The sequence below is a fragment of the Acidovorax sp. 210-6 genome, assembly GCF_010020825.1.
Classification (GTDB): Bacteria; Pseudomonadota; Gammaproteobacteria; order Burkholderiales; family Burkholderiaceae_C; genus Simplicispira; species Simplicispira sedimenti.
Window position 1 is genome coordinate 375,149 of sequence record NZ_JAACJE010000001.1, and the last position, 20,530, is coordinate 395,678.

Sequence of the window (20,530 nt, forward strand, 5' to 3'; positions counted from 1 at the left end):
TTTTGGGTTCCCTCGCGGGACAGTGCCTTGGGCAGTACCTGATACGGCTGCCCAATTGAACAACATACAAGGAAAGCACCATGCGCCACGGAAACGGCCTTCGCAAACTCAACCGTACCAGCGCGCATCGCCAAGCGATGCTGCGCAACATGATGAATTCGCTCATCGAGCACGAAGCCATCAAGACCACGCTGCCCAAGTCCAAGGAACTGCGCCGCGTGATCGAGCCCATGATCACCCTGGCCAAGGTGGACTCCGTGGCCAATCGCCGCCTCGCGTTCAACCGCCTGCGTGACCGCGACAGCGTCACCAAGCTGTTCAACGACCTCGGCCCCCGCTTCAAGACCCGTCCTGGCGGTTACACCCGCATCCTGAAGATGGGCTTCCGCGTGGGTGACAACGCTCCCATGGCGCTGGTGGAACTGGTCGAGCGCGCAGAAGTTGCTGCTCCCGCCGCAGATTCTGCAACAGCAGCCTAAAAGTACGCTATAATCTATGTCTTGCCGCGCGATGGAGCAGTCTGGTAGCTCGTTGGGCTCATAACCCAAAGGTCGGAGGTTCAAATCCTTCTCGCGCAACCAAATTTGAAGCGGTTTCCGCTACAAGCAAACGCCCACTCACCAGTGGGCGTTTTTGTTTCTGGCGCGATTTGTTTCACCCAGGCAAGCCCATGCCATACTGCTTTTTTGGACACTGAAAAGCACAATGGTGGAGCGAGCGCAGACCCTGATCCGTACCCTGCAACCGGGATGGCTGGCGCTGCATGGCAACCGCATGGAGGATCTGGCCCAGACCGTGGCCGAGTGGTTGCACCGCCACCCGCTCGAACCTCTGGAGGCTGAGGTGGTGCTGGTGCAGAGCAATGCCATGGCCGAGTGGTTCAAGATGACTATGGCCGTGCGCAGCGGGGTCAGTGCCGCATTGCGCGTGGAGCTGCCCTCGCGCTTCCTGTGGCGCAGCTACCGGCAGGTGCTCGGCGCCCAGGTGGGGGCTGACGCGCCCACAGACAAGGCTGCGCTGACGTGGCGGCTGTTGAAGCTGCTGCCTGCGCTGACCGAGCGGCCCGACTATGCACCGCTGGCGCACACGCTGCGCAGCGCCAGCCCCCATGCTCATTACCTGCTGGCCCGGCGCCTGGCCGACCTGTGGGATCAGTACCAGGTCTATCGCCCCGATTGGCTGGACGACTGGGCCCACGGACGCGACGGCTTGCGCGGGCCGGGCGGCGCACTGTCGGCCTTGCCCGAGAGCGAACGCTGGCAGCCTGCGCTGTGGCGTGAAGTGCTGCAGAGCCTGACCGATGCCGAGCGCGCCGCAGCGCGACCCCAGGTCCACCGGCGTGCGCTGGATGCATTGGTGCAAGGGCATCTCCCAGCGCAAGGTGCCCAACTGCCGCGCCGCGTCATCCTGTTCGGCATGGCGCATGTGCCTCAGCCGGTGCTGGACTGGTTGGCCGCCATGGCGCGGCACTGCCAGGTGTTGCTGGCCATTCCCAATCCCTGCCGCTACCACTGGGCTGACATCATGGATGGCCGCGAATGGCTGCGCATGCACCAGCGCCGTCTTCCGGCACGGGCAGGGCGGGACCTGGCCGATGTGCCGCTGGAACAGATGCACCTGCATGCCCATCCGCTGTTGGCCGCCTGGGGGCGACAAAGCCGCGATTTCGTGCGCCAGCTCGATGCGTATGAGGATGCTGCCGCCGAGCCCTCGCTGTGGGGCATGCCGCGCCTGGACCTGTTCGATGACGGTGAGGCGCAGGACGCGCCCCTGCTGCAGCAGGTACAGCACCGCATCCGTGACCTGGTGCCCTTGTCCGATCACCCGCAGCGCACCCTCGCGCCGGACGACCGATCGATCCAGTTCCACGCGGCACATGGTGCCTTGCGCGAGGTCGAGGTGCTGCACGACCAGCTCCTGGAGCTGCTGGCACACCCGCCGCAGGGCCGGGCGCTGCACACGCGTGACATTGTGGTCATGGTGCCGGACATCGACGCCATGGCGCCCGCCATCCGTGCAGTGTTTGCGCAGTACCCATCGGACGACGCGCGCCACATCCCCTTCGACATTGCTGACCAGAGCCCGCGCACCAGCCAGCCGCTGATGGCCGCCGTGGAGTGGCTCTGGGGCCTGCCCGCGCGGCGTTGCACGCTGAGCGAGCTGCATGGACTGCTGGACGTGCCTGCCCTGGCGGCGCGTTTCGGCGTGCAGCCCCAGGATCGGGGCACCCTGGTGCACTGGATGGCGCAGGCCGGTATCCGCTGGGGCCTGACGCAAGACCACCGCAATGCCCTGGATCTGCCGCTCTGCGGTGCCACCAACAGCGCGCACTTTGGCTTGCAGCGCATGCTCCTGGGCTATGCCGGCGGGGCCACCCGGTTTGAAGACATCGAACCCTGTACCGAGGTGGGCGGCCTGGATGCCGCGCTGGCGGGTGCCCTGGCCGCCTTGCTCGAACGCCTGGAAGCCTGGCGCTGCGCGGCCAGCCAGCCCGCCACGCCCGAACAGTGGGCGCAGCGCCTGCGTGCACTCTGGGCGGCGTGCTTTGCGGCCACCGACGACAGCGACCGCCAAGTGCTCGAATCCCTGGAGGCCGCGTTGGAGGCCTGGCTCCAGGCCTGCGATGGGGCAGATTTTGCGCAGCCGCTGCCCCTGGAGACGGCGCACGACGCCGTCCTGCAATGCCTGGAGCTGCCCAGCACGCAGCAGCGCTTCCGCGCCGGGGGGGTGACCTTCTGCACACTCATGCCCATGCGGGCCATCCCCTTTGACGTGGTCTGCCTGCTGGGCATGAACGACGGCGACTACCCGCGCCGCACGCCGCGCAACGATTTCGACCTCATGGTCCAGCCCGGCCAGGCAAGGCCTGGGGACCGTTCGCGCCAGACCGATGACCGCCAGCTCATGCTCGACGCATTGCTGGCGGCGCGCCGCGTGTTCTATGTGAGCTGGACCGGCCGCAACGTGCGCGACAACACCGAGCAGCCGCCCTCCGTGCTGGTTGCGCAACTGCGGGACTACCTGCAGGCCGCCTGGGGGCCGCAGGTATTGGCCGAGCGCACCACCGAGCACCCGCTGCAGCCCTTCAGTGCGCGCTACTTCCAGGGTGAGGTCGACCTGTTCACCCATGCCCGCGAATGGCGCGAAGCCCATGCCCCGGTGCCCGAGCATGCACCGGTCGCACTGCAGCCCCTGCCCGCGCGCGAGGCCGCCGCGCCGTTGGCCTTGCGCGACCTGGCCAATTGGATGCGCCACCCCGCCCGCTACTTCTTGCGCAAGCGCCTGGGCGTGGTGTTCGACCGCGACGACGATGCGCCCGAGGACTCCGAACCCTTCCACCTGGCGGGTCTGGAGCGCCACACCGTAGCGCGCCAGTTGCTCGATTTCCTGCCCACCGACTGGGCCGCGCTGCCCGACAGCGCCCCCCAGCACCACCTGGGCCAGGCCCTGCAGCGCCTGCGCCGTGCGGGCCTGTTGCCTCTGGGCACGCCGGGCGACCACATCGTTGCCCAGTGGGGCGAGGAATGGCTGCCCCCGCTGCAGACCTGGCAAGGCCTGCAGCGTGACCATGCCCAGCCTGGTGCGCGGGTGCAGCTGATACGAACCGCTGACCTGCAGAATGCTATTAATTTGATAGCTACCAGCGCTTATCCAGCAAGCGATGGATGCCAAAATGACCTTGAACCTGATACCCTGCCCAGCCTGCAGGACTGGCTGGACGGCCTGCGTTGCAATGCCGCAGGACAGGCGGTGTGGATGCAACTCACCCCCTCGCGCCTGTTGCAGGACGCCAAAAAACGCAGCCTGCGCGCCGACCTGATGATCCAGCCTTGGCTGTGCAGCCTGGCCGCCGCTGCCAGCGGTACCGAACTGCGGGGGCTGCTGGTGGCACGCGACGTCTGGCTGGAATGGGAGCCGCTGGAGCCCAAGGCCGCACGCACCCAGCTCGACCGCTGGCTGTACGCCTGCCACCAGGGCCAGCGTGCCCCGCTGCCGCTGCCGCGCCGCACGGCATGGGCGCTGCTGGAGAGCGACGCGGCCGCCCACATCGCCTACGAAGGCAACAGCCAGATGGACGGCGAGGCGCAAGACCCGGCATGGGCACGCTTTTACCCCGACTACGACGCCCTGGCCGCTGACGGCAGCCTGGCCGAGGCCGCCCAGGCCCTGTGGGCCCCGCTGGAGCAGTGGACCCGCGATGCGGTGCGCGTGCATGACCATGGCGCTGCCACCGCCACCGCCACCGCCACCCCCGCAGCAAGCAGCACGGAGGCATCGCTGTGAGCACGCACGATATGCTGCCGCAGGCGCTGGAGCCGCTGTCCTTTCCGCTGCACGGCAGCCGCCTCATCGAGGCCAGCGCGGGCACGGGCAAGACCTGGACCATTGCTGCCCTGGTGCTGCGCCTGGTGCTGGGCCATGGCGGGGGGGCGCCGCTGATGCCCGCGCAGATCCTGGTGATGACCTTCACCCGCGCCGCCACGCGCGAGCTTTCGAGCCGTATCCGTGCACGGCTGGCCCAGGCCGCACAGTGCTTTCGTGGCCTGGCCCCCGTGCCTGCGGACGACCCCTTTCTCGCCGCGCTGCTGCAGCACTATGCCCCCGGCCCGCAGCGCGAGCATGCCGCCTGGCGCCTAGCGCTCGCCGCCGAAGCCATGGACGAAGCGGCCGTGTTCACCATTGATGCCTGGTGCCAGCGCATGCTGCGCGAGCACGCCGTGGACAGCGGCCAACTCGACGAAGAAGAACTCAGCACCGACGAGCACAGCCTGCAGGCCCAGGCCGTGCAGGACTACTGGCGCCAGCAATGCTATGGGCTGACCCCTGCGCAGTTCGAGGCTGTGTCCCGCATCTGGCCCCATGTCGATGCGCTGCATGCCGACCTGCACAAGCTGCTGGACGCCGACCTGCCCGCGCTGGCGCAGCCCGCCACGCTGGTGCAGTGCCTGCAAGCGCATGCAGAGCAGGAACAAACCCTGCGTGCGGGTTGGCCGCAGCATGTGCAGGCCCTGCGCGACTGGCTGGAGGTGCACCTGCAGCAGCACAAGGCCCACTGGGACGGGCGCAAGATCCAGATCGGTCGCTGTACCACCTGGCTTGACGCGCTGCAACAGTGGCTGGACGGCGACTTGTGGCAGTCGCTGGAGTGGCCTGAGGCGGCCTGGCGCCGCCTTACGCCCCAGGGCCTGATGGACGCGCGCCTTGCCAGCGCGCCGCCGCTCGATCTGCCCGAAGCCTCTACCGCGCTGGAGCACCTGCAGCAGGCGCTGCTCGCGTCCACACCACTGGCTGCCCGGCTGCGCCTGCACGCCGCCACCCAGGTGCAGCAGCGCGTGGCCCTGCTCAAGCGCCAGGGCCGCGTGCTCGGCTTTCGCGACCTGCTGCAGCGCCTGGTGCAGGCCTTGCAGGCACCGCAGGGCGCACGCCTGCGCGCGCGCATCACGGCCCAGTACCCGGTGGCGCTGATCGACGAATTCCAGGATACCTCTCCCCTGCAGTACCGTTTGTTCGATCTGCTGTACGCGCCCCGCGCGCCCCAGCCCGACACCGCGCTGCTGCTCATTGGCGACCCCAAGCAATCCATCTACGGATTTCGCGGGGCCGACATCTACAGCTACCTGGAGGCGCGCCGCGCCACCCAGGGGCGCCACTACCTGCTGGTCATCAACCACCGCTCCACGCAGGCGCTGGTGGGTGCGGTCAACCACCTGTTCGCCCGTGCCGAGGCACGCGGGGGTGAGGGCGCGTTTCTGCTGCGTGATCCCGAGGGTGGTGAAAACCCCTTGCCTTTCGTGCCCGTGCAGGCGCGCGGGCGGCCCGAGCAGTTCCAGACTGCCGACGGACCTGTGCCTGCGCTGGACATTCACCACGACCTGGAACTGGCGGGGATCCCCGAGCACCGCGAACGCTTTGCCGCGCGCTGCGCCGCCCAGATCGTGCAGTGGCTGGCCGATGCGAAAACCGGCTTTGCGCAGGCCGACGCCCCGTTGCGCCGCCTGCGCCCGGCAGACATTGCGGTGCTGGTGCGCTCGCGCACCGAGGCCGCCGCCGTGCGGCGCCAATTGCAACAACGGGGCGTGGCCTCGGTGTATCTGTCCGACCGCGACTCGGTGTTCGACAGCGACGAGGCACACGACCTCGTCTGGTGGCTGCAGGCCGTGGCCGATCCGCAGGACGCCAGCCTGCTGCGCACCGGCATGGCCACCCGCCTCATCGGCCTGGGCCTGGACGAGTTGGCCGCGCTGGCCGACGACGACCAGGTCTTCGAGCAGCGCAGCGCCCAGCTGCGCGCGCTGCACGCCATCTGGCACAGCCAGGGCGTGCTCACCATGCTGCGCCAGACCCTGCACCAGTTCGATTTGCCCGCGCGCTGGCTGCGCGATCACGGCGGCGAGCGGCGCCTGACCAACGTGCTGCACCTGGCCGAACTGCTGCAAGAGGCCAGCACCCACCTGGAGGGCGAACACGCCCTGCTGCGCTGGCTGCACACCCAGGTGCACGAAGACCGCCTGGCCGGGGATGAACAAATCCTGCGCCTGGAGAGCGACGCCGACCTGGTGCAGGTCGTCACCGTGCACAAGAGCAAGGGCCTGGAATACCCCGTGGTCTGCCTGCCCTTTGCCTGGAGCGTGCCCGGCGGGCGCACGCGCGCGGGCGACTACCCCGTGCTCCCCGATGCCCAGGGCCAGCGCCACCAGCACCTGCACTGGACCGACGAGCTCAAGGCGCAGACCGCCCAGGAGCGCCTGCGCGAAGACCTGCGCCTGCTGTACGTGGCCCTCACCCGCGCGCGCCACAGCGTATGGATGGGCTTTGCCGCCGTGCGCGTGGGCAACGGCAAGCAGTGCCGCACGCACGACAGCGCCCTGGGCTGCCTGCTGGCCGGGCCCCAGGCCGAGCTGGAGCCGCACGACTGGCACACGCAACTGCAGGCCCTGGCCGAGGCCCAGCCCGCGCTGCTGCGCGTGCAGCCGGCCACCCCCTTGCCCGTGCCACTGCAGGCCCTGGCCCCGGTGGCCGATGCACCGGTGCTGGCCCCCAGCGTGCCCTATGCCGCGCAGTTCGACCGGCGCTGGGGCATCGGCAGTTTTTCGCAGCTGGTGCGCGCCAGTGCCCCAAGTTCGGTGCCCCTGGCCGCCCTGGCGCTCCAGCGTCCGGCCGACGATGAGCTTGCGCCCCTGGTGCCGCTGGCCGCGCCAGCCGCCGGGGTTGCAACGCCCGACCCCTGGGCCACTACTCCCCGGGGCCGCACGCTGGACCTGTTTGACGACACCCCGCCCGCAGCCCAGGGCCTGCCGCTTTCCCCGGCAGCGCAGGCAGCGCCCTGGCACCAGTTCGTGCGCGGCAGCGCCGCTGGCAACTTCCTGCACCAGCAGCTCGAATGGCTGGCGGCCGAAGGCTTTGCGCTGGAGCCCGAAGGCCCCCTGGCCGATCGCCTGCGCAGGCGCTGCGAGCGCGCGGGCCATGGCGAGCGTGCCGCCGAGCTGATGCACTGGCTCAGCACCGTGGTGCACCTGCCCTTGCCGCCGGTGGGTGCGTCGCTGCGCGGCCTGCAGCGCGTGCTGCCCGAAATGGAGTTCTGGTTGCCCGTGCACCGTTTGCCTGCTGCCGAGGTCGATGCACTGTGCCGCACCCACCTGCTGGCGGGGCGCGAGCGCCCGGCACTGCCCGAGCGTGAGCTGCGCGGCATGCTCATGGGCTTTGCCGACCTGGTGTTCGAGCAGGGCGGGCGCTACTGGGTGCTGGACTACAAATCCAACCACCTGGGCGACAGCGGCGCCGCCTACACCGCAGACACGCTGGACGCCGCCCTGGCTGCGCACCGCTACGACGTGCAGGCCGCGCTCTACCTGCTGGCCCTGCACCGCCTGCTGCGCGCGCGCCTGGGGGCAGCCTACACACCGCAGCAGCACCTGGGCGGTGCGCTGTTCTGGTTCCTGCGCGGGATCGACGGGCCCCAGGCGGGCCTGTGCCACCTGACGCCGCCCACGGCCCTGCTCGACGCGCTCGACGCCATGCTGGACCCTGCCGAGAACGCCGCATGAACAAGCCCCTCGAACTCTTGCAGCAGTGGGTGGACGCCGGTTGGCTGCGCCACCTGGACCGCGCACTGGCCCGCTGGGTGGCCGAGCTCGACCCCCAGGCCCGCCCCGAGTTGCTGATGGCCACCGCGCTGCTGGCGCACCTGGAAGGGCGCGGCCACACCTGCCTTCCGCTGGAGGCCTTGGTGCGCGAACCGGCAGCCCTGCTGGCCTGGCCCGCCCCGGCGCCCCAGGCCCTCGCGCAGGCCTGGCACGCGCTGCCGCAGGGTCTGGATGATTGGCTGGAGTCCCTGCGCCGCAGCCCGGTGGTGCACGAGGAGGGCGTGGCGCCAGACCAGGGCCAGCCGCTGGTGCTGGGGGGCAGCGCCACGGGGCCCTTGCTGTACCTGCGCCGCTACTGGGGTTACGAAACCCGCGTGGCGCAGGCGCTGCGTGAGCGGGCCAGTGCGCCGCTGCCGGTCGATGAAGCCCTGGCAAGACAGTGGCTGGCCCGCCTGTTTGCGCCCGCGCAGCCAGGCCAGGTGCCGGATGCCCCAGCCCGTACCGAGGGCGATGCCGAGGTCGATTGGCAGCAACTGGCCTGTGCCGTGGCGCTGCGCTCGCGCGTGGCGGTGCTCACCGGGGGGCCGGGCACCGGCAAGACCTACACCGCCGCCCGCCTGTTGGCCCTGCTGGCCGCCATGGAACCACCGGGCAGGCCTTGGCGCGTGGCCCTTGCCGCACCCACGGGCAAGGCGGCTGCGCGGCTGCGCCAGTCCATCGACGGTGCACTGCAAGACCTGCAAACGCCGCTGCAGGGTGTGCTGGACGTGCAGGCCCTGGCCCAGCGCCTGGGCCCGGCGCGCACCCTGCACGCACTGCTGGGCGCCCAGCCGCACACGCGCCAGATGCGCCACCACGCGGGTCACCCGCTGGATGTGGATGTGCTGCTGGTGGACGAAGCCTCCATGGTGCACCTGGAAATGATGGCGGCGCTGCTCGACGCGCTGCCCCCCAGCGCACGCCTGGTGCTGCTGGGCGACAAGGACCAGCTCGCCTCGGTCGAGGCCGGTGCCGTGCTGGGCGACCTGTGCCGCGACGCCGCGGCAGGCCGCTACAGCACAGAGACCCGCCGCTACCTGCAGGCCACCACGGGCCAGACCCTGCCCGATGCCTTGCTCGAAAGCGGCGCCCAGGCGCCAGCCCTGGCACAGCACATGGTCATGCTGCGCAAAAGCCGTCGCTTTGGCGGCCCCATCGGCGCGCTGGCGCTGGCCGTGAACCAGGGCGATGCGCCCCAGGCCCGCCGTGTGCTGGACGCCGACCCCCAGGGTGCCGTGCACCTGCTGGCCAGCAGCGATCCGGCGGCGGCCGTGCAACTGGCCCTGCGCGGCCGCTTGGGTGCGGTCGGCTGCTACCGCGACTACCTGCGCGCGATGGCCGTGCCCGTGCCTGCCCAGGAAGACGCCCACACGGCCTGGGTGCAAGGCGTGCTGCGGGCCTTCGACGGGTTTCGGCTGCTGTGCGCTGTGCGCGAAGGCCCGTGGGGAGCTGCCGGGCTCAACCGTGCGGTCGAAACGGCCTTGCGCGGCGCGGGCCTCCTGCACGGGCGGGGTGAATGGTATGCAGGCCGCCCGGTAATGGTCACGCGCAACGACGCAGGCTTGGGCGTCTTCAACGGCGACATCGGCATCGTGCTGCAGGCGCCGGGCGGTGGCCTGCGTGCCTACTTTGCCGACGGGCCGCAACTGCGCTCGGTGGGTGTGGCCCGGCTGGCGCATGTGGAAACCGCCTTTGCCATGACGGTGCACAAAAGCCAGGGCTCGGAGTTCGGGCACACCGCCCTGGTGCTGCCGCCCCAGGCCGCCGGGGCCTTGCTCAGTCGGGAGCTGGTGTACACCGGCATCACCCGCGCGCGCGACGCCTTCACCCTGGTGGCCGCGCAGCCCGCAGTGCTGGAGCAGGCGCTGCGCCAGCGCACACAGCGCAGCAGCGGCCTGCCTGCGCGGCTGCAGGCTTGACCTCTCAGCGATCCATTGCGCGAACGCGGCACCCCCAACGTATGCCACCGGCGCGCCCCAGGTCAGGGCCGCCCGCGATGCATGAAACTGGCGCGCCCCATGCCAGGGCTCCCGCGCAAGGGCCGCCCCGCCGCGCCGGGAGCGTCCCCCCTCCCGAATCGCGCGGCGATTCGAGAGCGGGGGAAGGCGCTTCAGGGGGGCTTACTTCTCGGCCTTTTCCTGGCAACCCAGGCAGCGTGCCGCCTCGGGGGCAACATGCAGGCGGGCCGTGCCAATGTCGGCGCCGCAGTCCGTGCATTCGCCGTAGCTGCCGACCGCGATGCGTTCCAGCGCTGCGTCGATGGCCGCAAGGTGGGCGATTTCGTGTTCGCCCAGAGCGAACTCGATGTCGCGCTCAGTGTTGACCTGCGCGCGGGAGTCCTCGGGGTGACCAAAATGCTCCGCAGCCACATCCGCACGGCCCACGGTGCCGCCGCGTTGCGCTGCCAGTTGTGCCAGCACCTGGGCACGCAGTGCGAGCAACTGTTGTTGGAAAGGGCTGGCTTGTTCGGTATTCATGGGTTCTGCGTGGTTTGTAGAGGATGCCTTCATCTTGCGCCGTGCGCGGCGTTCAGGGGTTGACCGGAGTCAAGAGATTCCGACGTGCGGGAGGCCACCAGCCATGCTGCCTCCTACAATCGCCACATGTTGACCACGCGCTGCCGCCATCGGTTTGCCGGTTTCCTGCTGGCGTGCTGGGCCGTGGTCCAGGCGGTGGCCGGGGCACCCGTTCCCGGCGCGCTGGAAGTGCAGCGCATCTGCTCCGCGCAGGCGCCCGGTCAGTGGCGGCTGGTGTTGCCGCTGGACGCGCCCGAAGCGCCTTCGTCCGTGCATGCCCCGGACTGTCTTTTGTGCCTGCCCCCCTTGTGGCTCGGGCCGCCAGCGGCCCACGCCATGGTGCTGGCGCCTGCCAGCGCTGTACCCGCAGCGCCCAGGCGTGAACCGTGGGCTCTGGCCATGGTGGGCGCCCTGCCGCAGGCACGGGCGCCCCCTCAAATGCTATAAAAATTACAGCTATCAGCGCTTGATGATAGGGCGCTAGAGTCGATTTTTGCTTGTATTTTTTGCCTCCATGGCAATGTCTTGATTTGGAGAAAACCATGAACTTCCCCCGCATCACTTCCTCTCTGCTCGTCGCTGCCGCTCTGGCCTCGGGTCTGGCCCAGGCCCAGACGGCAGCCCCCGTCACCGTGGATGGTGCCTGGGTGCGTGCCAGCGTGCAGGGGCAAAAGGCCACGGGTGCCTTCATGCGCCTGACCGCCAGCGAGGCCACTCGCCTGGTGGGCGCCGCCTCGCCAGCGGCCGGCGTGACCGAAGTGCACGAAATGAAGATGGAAGGCGACGTGATGAAGATGCGCGCCGTCACCGGCCTGGACCTTCCCGCAGGCCAGGCGGTGGAGCTCAAGCCCGGTGGCTACCACGTCATGCTGATGGACCTGAAGGCGCCCCTGGCCAAGGGCAGCACCGTGCCGGTGACGCTGACGTTCAAGAACGCCCAGGGCGCCGAGAGCAAGCTGGAGCTGCAGGTGCCTGTGCAGGCGCAGATGCCCGCCATGCAGGGCGGCCATGGCAGCCACGGAATGCACAAGTAATCCCCCCGCGCACCGGCCCTGGCCTGTCGTGCAGGCACAGGGCGGGTGCGCAGGGCAGGGTGGTGCCCATGGCGCACAGGGGCCGCGTTGGGGTAAGCTGTTCGTATCCTCGACTTTCCATCCATTGGAGCGGCTATGAGCGACTCATCCCCCCTCGGTTTCGGCAAATACGTGCCGGGTTTCGAATTCCTCCAGAACCTGGCCAAGGGTGCTTCCAACAGCATTCCGCAGTTGCCCAACCTGTCCCATTGGGTGGCTCCCACCATCAGCGTGGAAGAACTGGAAAAGCGCATCGAAGAACTCAAGGCAGTGCAGTTCTGGCTGGAGCAGAACTCGCGTGCGTTGGCCGCCACCATCCAGGCGCTGGAGGTACAGAAGATGACGCTGGCCACCCTCAAGGGCATGAATTTCAGCGTGGGTGATGTGGCCAACGCCTTCAAGCTCAAGACCGCAGACACCGTGATGGAGGGCGTGCACAAGGCCAGCGACACGCTGGCCCATGCAGCGCAGGCCGTCTCCGGTGCGGCCAGCCGCGTGGCAGACATTGCAGCCCCTGAGGAGCCCGCAGCTGCCCCTGCTGCGCGCAAGACGGCCAAGCCCAAGGCCAAGGCAGGCGCCAAGGCCGATGCCGGGGCGGGCGCAGGCTTGATCGATCCCATGCAATGGTGGGGCGCACTGACGCAGCAGTTCCAGCAGATTGCCGCCAGCGCCATGAAGGATGCCGCCAAGCAGACAGCGCTGGACACCACACGCAACATGGCCACAGGTCTGGCCAAGGAGGCCCTGAAGACCGCTACCGGCATGGCTGCACGGGGCGTGCAGTCGGTGCAGGGTGCCGCGCGGCGTGCGGCAGCCCCTGCCGCGTCCGCGCCAGCCGCCCCCCGCGCGGCCGCCAAGGCCCCGGCACGCAAGGCGGCCGCCCGCAAGGCACCGGCCAAGCGCAGCCCGGCCAAGAAGGCAGTGCGCAAGACGACCGGTTGAGGGTGCTGCCGAGCACACAGCGCCCAGCGCCGCAGGACGGTCCATGAAGCGATTTCCCACCGCCCATGCCACCCATCCGCAGTGGCGCATGGCCGTGGCCCTGGTGCTGGCGCAACTGCGCGCGCAGATGGCTTTGCCGGGGTACGCCGCCGCGCCCACCCTGGGCCTGCTCTATATCACCGACCACTACGCGGCCGAAGCGGCGGCGCTGCTGGATGTGCTCTCCGCCGAGCTGCCCGAGGTCACCGACTGGAGTGGCACCGTGGGCGTGGGGGTGTGTGCCGCCGGGGCCGAGTACCTGGACGAGCCCGCCCTGTCCGTGATGCTGCTGGACCTTCCGCCAGACCAGTACCGCGTGTTTTCCGGCGTGGCGCCGCTGCCGCGCGGCGGCAGCGGTGCGTTTGCTGCGCACACGGCGCTGGTCCATGCCGATGGGCACACCCCTGACCTTCCGGGGCTGATCGATGAAATGGCGCAGCGCACCCGCACGGGCTACCTGTTCGGGGGGGTGTGTGCCAGCCGTGGCGCGGGCGTGCAGTTTGCCGTGGCGGGCAACGGCAACCTGGCCGGACATGGCGCGGCGGGTGGTGTCTTCAGCGGCGGCCTCTCAGGCGTGGCTTTTGGCGCGGGGGTGGAACTGGTTTCGCGTGTCACCCAGGGGTGTCAGCCCGTGGGGCCCACGCAGCGCATCACCGCCGCCGATGGCAACGTGGTGCTGGAGCTGGATGGCAAGCCGGCCCTGGGCGAGCTGCTGCAAACGCTGGATGTTTCCCTGCAGGACGATCCACAGGAAGCGGTGCGCCGCATCCGGTCCACCCTGGCCGGTTTGACCAACGCCGACAGCGCGGTGGCTTCTGGGCGCACCGGGCATTTCGGGCACGACACGCGGGTGCGGCACATCCTCGGGCTGGATGGAGCGCGCCAGGGCGTGGCCTTGGCCGATACGGTGGAGCCGGGCATGCTACTGGCCTTTTGCCAGCGCAATGCCGGGGCTGCGCGGGCCGACCTGGTGCGCATTTGCACCGAGATCCGCGAGGAGTTGACCCCTGAGGAAACCGAGCCTTCGGCGGTTGGCGTGCAGACTTCGCGGCCAGTGCCGGGTGCAGCGCCAACGCTGGCGCCCGGTCGCCAGCGAGAGGTGGCGGGGGCCATTTACGTGAGCTGCTCGGGCCGGGGCGGGCCGCATTTTGGCGCGCCGGGTGCCGAGCTGCAGATCGTGCGCCACGCCTTGGGTGATGTGCCCTTGGTCGGGTTTTTCGCAGCCGGCGAAATCGCGCGCAATCAGCTTTACGGTTACACCGGCGTGCTGACGGTTTTCTGCACCACGCCCGACTGAAGCACCGGGATCAGTCCTTCTCGGTGGGCAGGCCCTCGGCCGCCCATTCCGGCAGACCGCCGCGCAGCCAGTACACATTCTTGTGGCCTTTGGTGGCTGCCAGCTTGGCGGCCTTGTAGGACTTCCAGCATTCGGCTCCATTGCAGGCAAACACCATGGGCTTGGCAGGCAGCTTGTCCAGCGCACTGAAGTCATCGGTGGCAGGGTCGAAGGCCACGTCCTTCAGGCTCTTTTCGATGTAGGGCGCCCACACGGCACCCTTCATGCGTTTGGCACGGAATTCCTTCTCGGTGCGCGTATCCACCAGCAACGCGCCCTGGCCCTGGAGCTGCTGCGCCTCCTTGGCATTCACGCGTTGCACGCCGGGCAGGGCCACCGGGGTGAACAGGCCCAGTTCGGCCACGCGCTTGTATTGCACGGCTTCCGGCTTGAGTGTGGCCGGGGCCAGGCCAGAGGGTTCGCTGGCGGTGGCGAACCACTGTGCCACGCGGCTGCGCAACTCGGGCGGAAGGTCTTTCTTCACCACCACCGTGAATCCACCGGGCACAGGCTGGCTGGATGCCAGCACCTTGGCCGCCTTGGGTTGTGCGGCAGACCATTCGGCCCAGTCGTCCTCACGTACCACGGTGGCGTCGGTGGAGCCCAGCAACAGCGCCGTGAGGCCTGCTTGCGGGTACTTCTCGTACTGAACCTGTTTCAGGTCCTTGAACGACAGGCCGGCCTCGTTGAGCATGCCGCGCGCCATGTAGGTGTAGATGGAATCCTGCTGGGGCAGGTACAACCGCCCCCCTTTCAATGCGCCCACGGCAGCGGTGGTGGGCGCTGCGACCAGCACGTACTTTTGCGACTTGTGGTTGGCGCCCACCAGTTCGTAACCCCGGTCCAGGGCGGACGCCGCTACCTGTGCTGGTGAAGCGGCGCGCGATAAATGCGCCATTGTGTGTGCGATAAGTTGGTGATCGATGGATTGCCTGTGGTGGAATGAAATTGCACCACAGGCAACAAGTGTCGGCGCAAAAGAGGTCGCCAAGTCAAAAGCCCACGCGGCGAGCCTCGAACGTCATCTCCAGCAGAACCTCGCCAGTGCTGATACTCACAGCCTTAGCCGACAGGGTTTCGGTCAATGAAATAGATCCGCCCGTTGGGTTCGTGACAACGCGCAAAACCGAGCCAAGAACATGAGCGCGGTGGTGGCTCTCGGATGAGTACTCAGGGTCCTCGATAAAGGGGCTATCCCAGGCAACAACCCATTGCGCATCGCCAGTGAGTGCGGCGGTGAAAACGTGGCCAGGCCATTCATAGAAGTAGGTGGTGTCGATCTGAAGCTCTGTACAAAAGAACTCAGGGCCTGGCCATGGGCGGGCATTGCCCAGGTAGTCGAATGCTGCCGGGGTTCCTTTCCACATTGAATACCGGAGAGCACGATAGTCCAAGACGCCCTCCAGTTCTCCACCTTCGATGAGTGTGTCACCACCTGGCAGGGCCGACACCATAAGGCCATCCGGCTCCGCGACGAGAAGCGAATCGCACATCCAGCCCGTACATCCCCACTGCGCAGTCGCACCACTGATGGCTGCAGGCTCCGCCTCTGAAGCAACAGGCCGAAGCTGCATCTCCAGCTCCACGGTCTGGCCAGGAACGTGCTGAACCTTCGCGGTTGGGAAAAAACGGCGGCGCGTAGTCATGTGGGCAGGGGGTGTCAAACCACAACCACTGCCTCGGCGGCAGGGTAGCCCACGGCTTCAATGAGCAGCACATGACGGCCACGCTTGACCGGAAACGACACCCGCCCAGCGCTGTCTGCGATTCGTGAGGCCCCGCCGTTGAGGGTGATTTTTGCGCCAGCAAGGGGGCGCCCCCGCTCGTCGCGGGCCGTAAAGATGATCTCGCCATTGGCGACATCCACCGTGATGCCCGGCTGGATCAAAGGATCAAAGGCCGTTGAAAGGCGCACTGTTTCAATCGCAGGCGGTGCACCCACAGGGGCTTCAATGGTGCATGCAAGACTGGCCGCGGACAAATCCAACTCCGCGCTCACCAGCCTGTGGCGGCCAGCCAAGGGCGACAAAGGGTGCGCAACATCCACCCAGGCACCAGTAGGCACATCATCAAATGACTGGCGCCATGTGACACGCCAGCGAGGCCGCGCCAGCCATGAAAGCACGCGCTGTCCAAGCTCCTCTGCCTGCCGGGGAGTGCGCAGCCAGGGGGCGGGCCACTCCTTTTCCAGCAGTCCATACTCCTTCACGGCATCTGGCGCCTGCAGCTGAATGGCCCTGCGATAGCTGCCCAACGCATGGTCATAGTCGTAGAGCACACGAAGGCTCGTGCAAAGGCCGGTTGCGTTGGTCGTGGCCTTCAGATCCTCTGCCGTCAGCGCATCCACCCTCTTGGCAGGCGCCGCATCGTCGCTTTGGGGGGGCCAGGCGATCGCAATGCCTGGCATTGCAGCCGCCCATGCGCCGCCACACGACTGCAGCAGCCCATCCACCGCCGCGCGGATGGAGACTTCGTTGTCTGCCAGCAGGCCGCCCAGCGCCACATGCGCGGTCTCGGTGCGGTAGTCATCGAGCTCAGCCCAGGTGATTTGCGCACCTGCCAGATTGGCAAGTATGTCGAAAAGAATCTCTGCCGGGGTTTGCAGCAAGCGCCCTGTGTCTGGGTGCATTCGCCCGCGAAGCGTCACCGCAAGCCGCTCGCCTTCGGACAAAGGCATGGCCAACTCCAGGAACGCTACGGCCTGACCCGTACTGTCCACGCCGTTGTAGAACGCCCAGGCGGGTGTGGAGACATCATCGCGCTTGACCTCATCCACCCCCTGGATCGGGTGGTCTGCCAGGAGAAAGACGCGCTGATCATCGCTGTACTGGATGGGTGCAAGTGTGACCTGCCCCCAGGCCCAAGGCAGCACGCGCACCTCACGCCACCCACCCCACACAGCGCTTGTGCGCAACGGCATGCTGTCGGACAACGGCCTATCCGCCCCGGCCTCCAAACCCAAGCGCACCTGGCTGCCCAGCTCAATGCCTACAGCAATGCCATCAAAAAGCACGCCACCCGCGGTGCGCACACGCACGGCCCGCCGCATCGGCGCACGCTGCCCCCACAGCACCGTCAGAGCCCCGCCAGCGTTGTCCAGCACCGCGTCCATGTTGCTGATGGGCGCACTGGCAATGCCTGGAATCGACAACGGTCGCTGAATGCTCGACAAACCCGCCAACACGGGCATCGACAGACCATCAGGCAAAGGCGCAGAAATGCCACCAGGCGGCAACAGATTGACCTGGCAGCCATCGGCCCCAGCATCGATTTCCAACCACGGCGTCATGCGAACACCGGCTCCAGATCCAGGGTTGCCGACATCAAGCGCAACGCGGCCACATCGGGCTGGTATTCGTGGATGTCATTGACCTGCAGCGCATCGGCACCCCAGCGCACCAGCGAAGCGTCCCCCTCATGCACGTGATGAGGAACGAACAGCAGGGGCTCATCGTGCGCCTGCGCCCAATCACCCAGCTGCAACAATGCAGCCACATCGGGCTCCAACAAAGCGTTTTCCCAGGATAGCTTCCAGCCGTCGCCGACACCTGCATAGAGTGCAGCCGCGTTCAGTCCACCGCCACGCGTAGAAGCCCAGCGACGCATGCGAGCACAGGAGCTGGCATGGTGCTCTGTCGCCAACGGCTCTCCACACCACACCCAGCCAATATGCCCACCTGGTGCGCCAGTAATCGAGAACCGCACAAACTGCGCCGCCATGGCGAGGTGAAACACGCAAACGCTCACCGACCGGGAGACATCCAATACCAGCGGCGCAGACCAGGCAATGCCATCCAATGAGAACTCAGCCGACACAGCCGCCCCCTCAGGCAGCTTGTAGCGCGCCAATGCAATGGCGCCAAGCGGTTGGACGGCCCCCAGATCCAGCACCATGCTGGCACTGGAGCCATCCCAGCCCCAGACACTGGCCAACGCATCCTGCACGTGGCTCGCTGCCCACGGCTGGTGCACGGCAAAAGAATACGCATCGCCCGGCACGAACGACGGCGCCGCCCCTGCATCGAACCACACCTGCAAGCCATCCGGGAGCGCGGCGGGCCCACTGGGCGGGATATCGGCCAACGCAGACCATGCTCCGCCCTCCTTGCGCCACTGGTACTGCCCAGCCTCAACGGCAAAGCTGAAAGAGTCCCCCAGCGCAAACGGGATACCCCCCAGGCCAAGGCGAACATCCACCCCCGCGTGGCTGTACAGCGGCGCCGGGGTTCCATCGGTGGGCAGCAAATAGTCTGGCAGCGCACCGCTCACGCTGCCCTGCACAAGCCAGGTCTGCACATCCGTGCCATCCACACCCCCAGCCAGCCAGGCCTCGCCAGCGCCAATGGTCTGGATACTGGCTTCGTCTCCCACGTTGTAGGGGCGATCCTGATCCACCTGGTCAATGCGAATGGTGATGGAGTCATCCACCTTCAGCCTGTCCGGGCACGCCACCACCAGACCAAAACCAAACTCCATGGTGCTGTAGGGCACACCGGTTTCGGTGTTGCGCCGTGCACTCACATAGGCCTGGTTCGTAAATGCGGGCAAATAGTACCCATCGGCGTCCACCCACCAAAAGGCGTCGCCATGGTCAACCCAGCAGCCGCCCGCGTCACCGCCACCGGGGTTAGATTTTGGGACGATGCCCGCCAGCGTGCGCACGTAGTCCATTCGGGCTGCGTACTTGCGCACAAGATCGGCGACAGTTACGGAGATTTCGCCCACCATGGAATCGGACGGATTGAATACCATTGATGGCACCGCTGTAGCACCCCCCATACCTCCCGACAATGTATATACGGCATCGCTATCTACTGGGTTACTTTGCGGCCTGCTCCACAAATTCCCCGCGCTGAAATCCGCCGAGAACTGCGGCGACCCCAACGGCACCAAGTCCGCTTGCATCGCCGTCAACGCAGCATCCCACTCGGTTTTTGCAGGGGTGGATTCGTAGATCTCGGCCAGACAGTCTGCAAAGGTCCGCACGATGGCGTCTGCAAAGTCCAAGTCCTTTGCCGCCACGTAGTACTTGACCCAGTTGGCCGCGTGGAAATCACGCCGCCACGCATACAAACCCTCCAGCCGCGTCTGATACGCAGCATCAAGCGCCATATCGTCATCCTCCGTAATACCCAGGCACTTCAGCGACACCTTGGGCGTAGGCATGTCGCTGCACTTGCAATCAGGCGGTGGGCGGCGCTTATAGACAAACGTCACCGTCAGCGGACGCGCATTGGCGCCGAATCGGAACGGGCGCACGCACACACTGGGAAGGCCTTCCGTCTCCTTGCGCTCCACCGGTGCAAATTTGAAGCTCCAGCGCCCACTATTGCCCCCAGCCGGCACCTTGCGCGGCACCGTAAAAGCGCAGGCCGGGCTGCTGTAAGGCACGCCAGTGGTGGCGCCATCCAGTGCGCCAGACACATCGCCCACCACGCTCCAGCGCTCCTGGCCCACCACATCCGCATTCAGGCAACGCACCGTCACCGTCTGAGTGGGCGCACTGGGCGGCACCCCCACGGCATCGAGTTGCACCTTGCCAGAGAGCGCAAAAAGCCAGGCACTGGTGCGCAACGGCACATCGATCGCAGCCTGCCCACCCACCGTGCGGTCTGCGGCCACGACACCGCCAACTTCCACCAGGCTGGACGTTGCCAGCGCCTGCAGCAAGTCGTAGAACGACACCAGCAGCGGCTGCCCAGCGCCCACATCGCCGAACGTCTCCGTAGCCACGCCATCACTCACCGTGACCACATAGCCACCCGTCACAGCCCACACAGGCGTACCCGCAGGCACATCGCGCACCAACTGGGGCGACAAACCATACTGCCAGGCACCATCCTTGAAGCGCCGCCAAGGCCGGTACACCTGCGGATCAAAGCCAAACTGAATACGCGGGCTGGCCGCGTCCAGCTCATCCTGGGCAGACAGAGGCAGCCCACCAAAATCCCACTGCGGGCCGCTCTGCGTAGGCTGGCCTGCACTCCATGGCGCCAGCAGCGCCCAAGGCGTGGCAGCACGCACCAGCGCAGGCGCAACCGTCAATCGAATGGAGTTACCGCTACTGCCAGGCGTGCGCGCACGAATGCGCAACTCACGCACATCCAGCCCTGCCGTGGCCGTCTGCACTCCCAAATCGTGCAAGGTGAACGACAGCAACTGCAGCGGCGCCGCCGCATCCACAGCCTCCACCGTGAGCTGCCCATTGCCGACACCGGCAAACTGCGGCACGCTTGCGCGCGGCACACCGCCACCCGCTGCAAGCATCACCTCTACATTTGTCGCCTCATGCCCCGTGTAGCTGCCGCCCAGCCGCACCCGGCCAGATCCCGCGCGCTGCGCAGCCACCCGCTCCATGGCCGTGCTGGCACGCACACTGCTGGCCAGCACAGAAGCAGTGCGCGCCGCGTTGGCATGGCCTGAAAGAAACCTCTGAACCGATGGCATGGCCCGCATGGTGGATCCAGCGGGCCATGCGCACCGAGTAAAACGCTTTACAAA

General features: G+C 67.5%; 13 protein-coding genes and 1 tRNA gene. 9 read left to right on the plus strand and 5 right to left on the minus strand.

What is annotated here, in order from left to right; translation table 11 throughout:
- Positions 1 to 80: 80 nt before the first annotated feature.
- The 5 genes from rplQ (at position 81) to recD (ending at position 10,042) form a co-directional block, all read left to right on the plus strand.
- Positions 81 to 479 (plus strand): 50S ribosomal protein L17, encoded by a 399-nt coding sequence (gene rplQ / locus GWK50_RS01760; protein WP_162015011.1) that lies wholly within the window; start codon positions 81 to 83, stop codon positions 477 to 479.
- A gap of 25 nt (positions 480 to 504) precedes the next feature.
- A tRNA-Met gene (locus GWK50_RS01765) sits at positions 505 to 581 on the plus strand.
- Between the two features lie 124 nt (positions 582 to 705).
- The gene (recC, locus tag GWK50_RS01770; protein ID WP_162015012.1) at positions 706 to 4,284 is read left to right on the plus strand and encodes an exodeoxyribonuclease V subunit gamma; all 3,579 of its coding nucleotides are present in this window, start codon (positions 706 to 708) and stop codon (positions 4,282 to 4,284) included.
- On the plus strand, positions 4,281 to 8,045 hold the full coding sequence (gene recB / locus GWK50_RS01775; RefSeq protein ID WP_347339482.1) for an exodeoxyribonuclease V subunit beta: 3,765 nt from the start codon (positions 4,281 to 4,283) through the stop codon (positions 8,043 to 8,045). Before recC ends, recB begins: the two co-directional genes overlap by 4 nt.
- Positions 8,042 to 10,042, plus strand: a complete 2,001-nt coding sequence (recD, locus tag GWK50_RS01780; protein ID WP_162015013.1) for an exodeoxyribonuclease V subunit alpha — start codon at positions 8,042 to 8,044, stop codon at positions 10,040 to 10,042. Before recB ends, recD begins: the two co-directional genes overlap by 4 nt.
- 201 nt (positions 10,043 to 10,243) lie before the next feature.
- On the opposite strand, the gene GWK50_RS01785 is transcribed toward recD, so the two are convergent.
- On the minus strand, positions 10,244 to 10,600 hold the full coding sequence (locus GWK50_RS01785; protein ID WP_162015014.1) for a TraR/DksA family transcriptional regulator: 357 nt from the start codon (positions 10,598 to 10,600) through the stop codon (positions 10,244 to 10,246).
- Between the two features lie 126 nt (positions 10,601 to 10,726).
- Here GWK50_RS01785 and GWK50_RS01790 point away from each other — a divergent pair, with 126 nt between their 5' ends.
- The 4 genes from GWK50_RS01790 to GWK50_RS01805 all read left to right on the plus strand — a co-directional run bounded on the left by GWK50_RS01790 (position 10,727) and on the right by GWK50_RS01805 (position 13,990).
- Complete coding sequence (locus GWK50_RS01790; RefSeq protein WP_162015015.1) at positions 10,727 to 11,086, plus strand: hypothetical protein; 360 nt, start codon at positions 10,727 to 10,729, stop codon at positions 11,084 to 11,086.
- 95 nt (positions 11,087 to 11,181) lie between these two features.
- Positions 11,182 to 11,673, plus strand: coding sequence for a copper chaperone PCu(A)C (locus tag GWK50_RS01795; protein ID WP_162015016.1), 492 nt, complete (start codon positions 11,182 to 11,184; stop codon positions 11,671 to 11,673).
- A gap of 135 nt (positions 11,674 to 11,808) precedes the next feature.
- Entirely contained in the window at positions 11,809 to 12,654 is an 846-nt protein-coding gene (locus GWK50_RS01800; protein WP_162015017.1) for a PhaM family polyhydroxyalkanoate granule multifunctional regulatory protein, read from the plus strand.
- Positions 12,655 to 12,697: 43 nt separating this feature from the next.
- The gene (locus tag GWK50_RS01805; RefSeq protein WP_162015018.1) at positions 12,698 to 13,990 is read left to right on the plus strand and encodes an FIST N-terminal domain-containing protein; all 1,293 of its coding nucleotides are present in this window, start codon (positions 12,698 to 12,700) and stop codon (positions 13,988 to 13,990) included.
- Between the two features lie 10 nt (positions 13,991 to 14,000).
- On the opposite strand, the gene GWK50_RS01810 is transcribed toward GWK50_RS01805, so the two are convergent.
- From GWK50_RS01810 to GWK50_RS01825, 4 genes are all read right to left on the minus strand, one after another.
- Positions 14,001 to 14,927, minus strand: coding sequence for a rhodanese-like domain-containing protein (locus tag GWK50_RS01810; RefSeq protein WP_162015019.1), 927 nt, complete (start codon positions 14,925 to 14,927; stop codon positions 14,001 to 14,003).
- Positions 14,928 to 15,021: 94 nt separating this feature from the next.
- Entirely contained in the window at positions 15,022 to 15,675 is a 654-nt protein-coding gene (locus tag GWK50_RS01815; RefSeq protein WP_162015020.1) for a hypothetical protein, read from the minus strand.
- A 14-nt stretch (positions 15,676 to 15,689) separates the two neighbouring features.
- Positions 15,690 to 17,318, minus strand: coding sequence for a carboxypeptidase-like regulatory domain-containing protein (locus GWK50_RS01820; RefSeq protein WP_162015021.1), 1,629 nt, complete (start codon positions 17,316 to 17,318; stop codon positions 15,690 to 15,692).
- Positions 17,315 to 20,485 (minus strand): hypothetical protein, encoded by a 3,171-nt coding sequence (locus GWK50_RS01825; protein ID WP_162015022.1) that lies wholly within the window; start codon positions 20,483 to 20,485, stop codon positions 17,315 to 17,317. Before GWK50_RS01825 ends, GWK50_RS01820 begins: the two co-directional genes overlap by 4 nt.
- Positions 20,486 to 20,530: the final 45 nt, after the last annotated feature.

Excerpts from the sequence above, each read along its gene's own strand:
- rplQ (WP_162015011.1), top strand. The coding sequence starts at position 81 with ATGCGCCACGGAAACGGCCTTCGCAAACTCAACCGTACCAGCGCGCAT.
- recC (WP_162015012.1), top strand. The coding sequence starts at position 706 with ATGGTGGAGCGAGCGCAGACCCTGATCCGTACCCTGCAACCGGGATGG.
- recD (WP_162015013.1), top strand. The coding sequence starts at position 8,042 with ATGAACAAGCCCCTCGAACTCTTGCAGCAGTGGGTGGACGCCGGTTGG.
- GWK50_RS01785 (WP_162015014.1), bottom strand. The coding sequence starts at position 10,600 with ATGAATACCGAACAAGCCAGCCCTTTCCAACAACAGTTGCTCGCACTG.
- GWK50_RS01790 (WP_162015015.1), top strand. The coding sequence starts at position 10,727 with ATGTTGACCACGCGCTGCCGCCATCGGTTTGCCGGTTTCCTGCTGGCG.
- GWK50_RS01795 (WP_162015016.1), top strand. The coding sequence starts at position 11,182 with ATGAACTTCCCCCGCATCACTTCCTCTCTGCTCGTCGCTGCCGCTCTG.
- GWK50_RS01800 (WP_162015017.1), top strand. The coding sequence starts at position 11,809 with ATGAGCGACTCATCCCCCCTCGGTTTCGGCAAATACGTGCCGGGTTTC.
- GWK50_RS01805 (WP_162015018.1), top strand. The coding sequence starts at position 12,698 with ATGAAGCGATTTCCCACCGCCCATGCCACCCATCCGCAGTGGCGCATG.
- GWK50_RS01810 (WP_162015019.1), bottom strand. The coding sequence starts at position 14,927 with ATGGCGCATTTATCGCGCGCCGCTTCACCAGCACAGGTAGCGGCGTCC.
- GWK50_RS01815 (WP_162015020.1), bottom strand. The coding sequence starts at position 15,675 with ATGACTACGCGCCGCCGTTTTTTCCCAACCGCGAAGGTTCAGCACGTT.
- GWK50_RS01820 (WP_162015021.1), bottom strand. The coding sequence starts at position 17,318 with ATGACGCCGTGGTTGGAAATCGATGCTGGGGCCGATGGCTGCCAGGTC.
- GWK50_RS01825 (WP_162015022.1), bottom strand. The coding sequence starts at position 20,485 with ATGCGGGCCATGCCATCGGTTCAGAGGTTTCTTTCAGGCCATGCCAAC.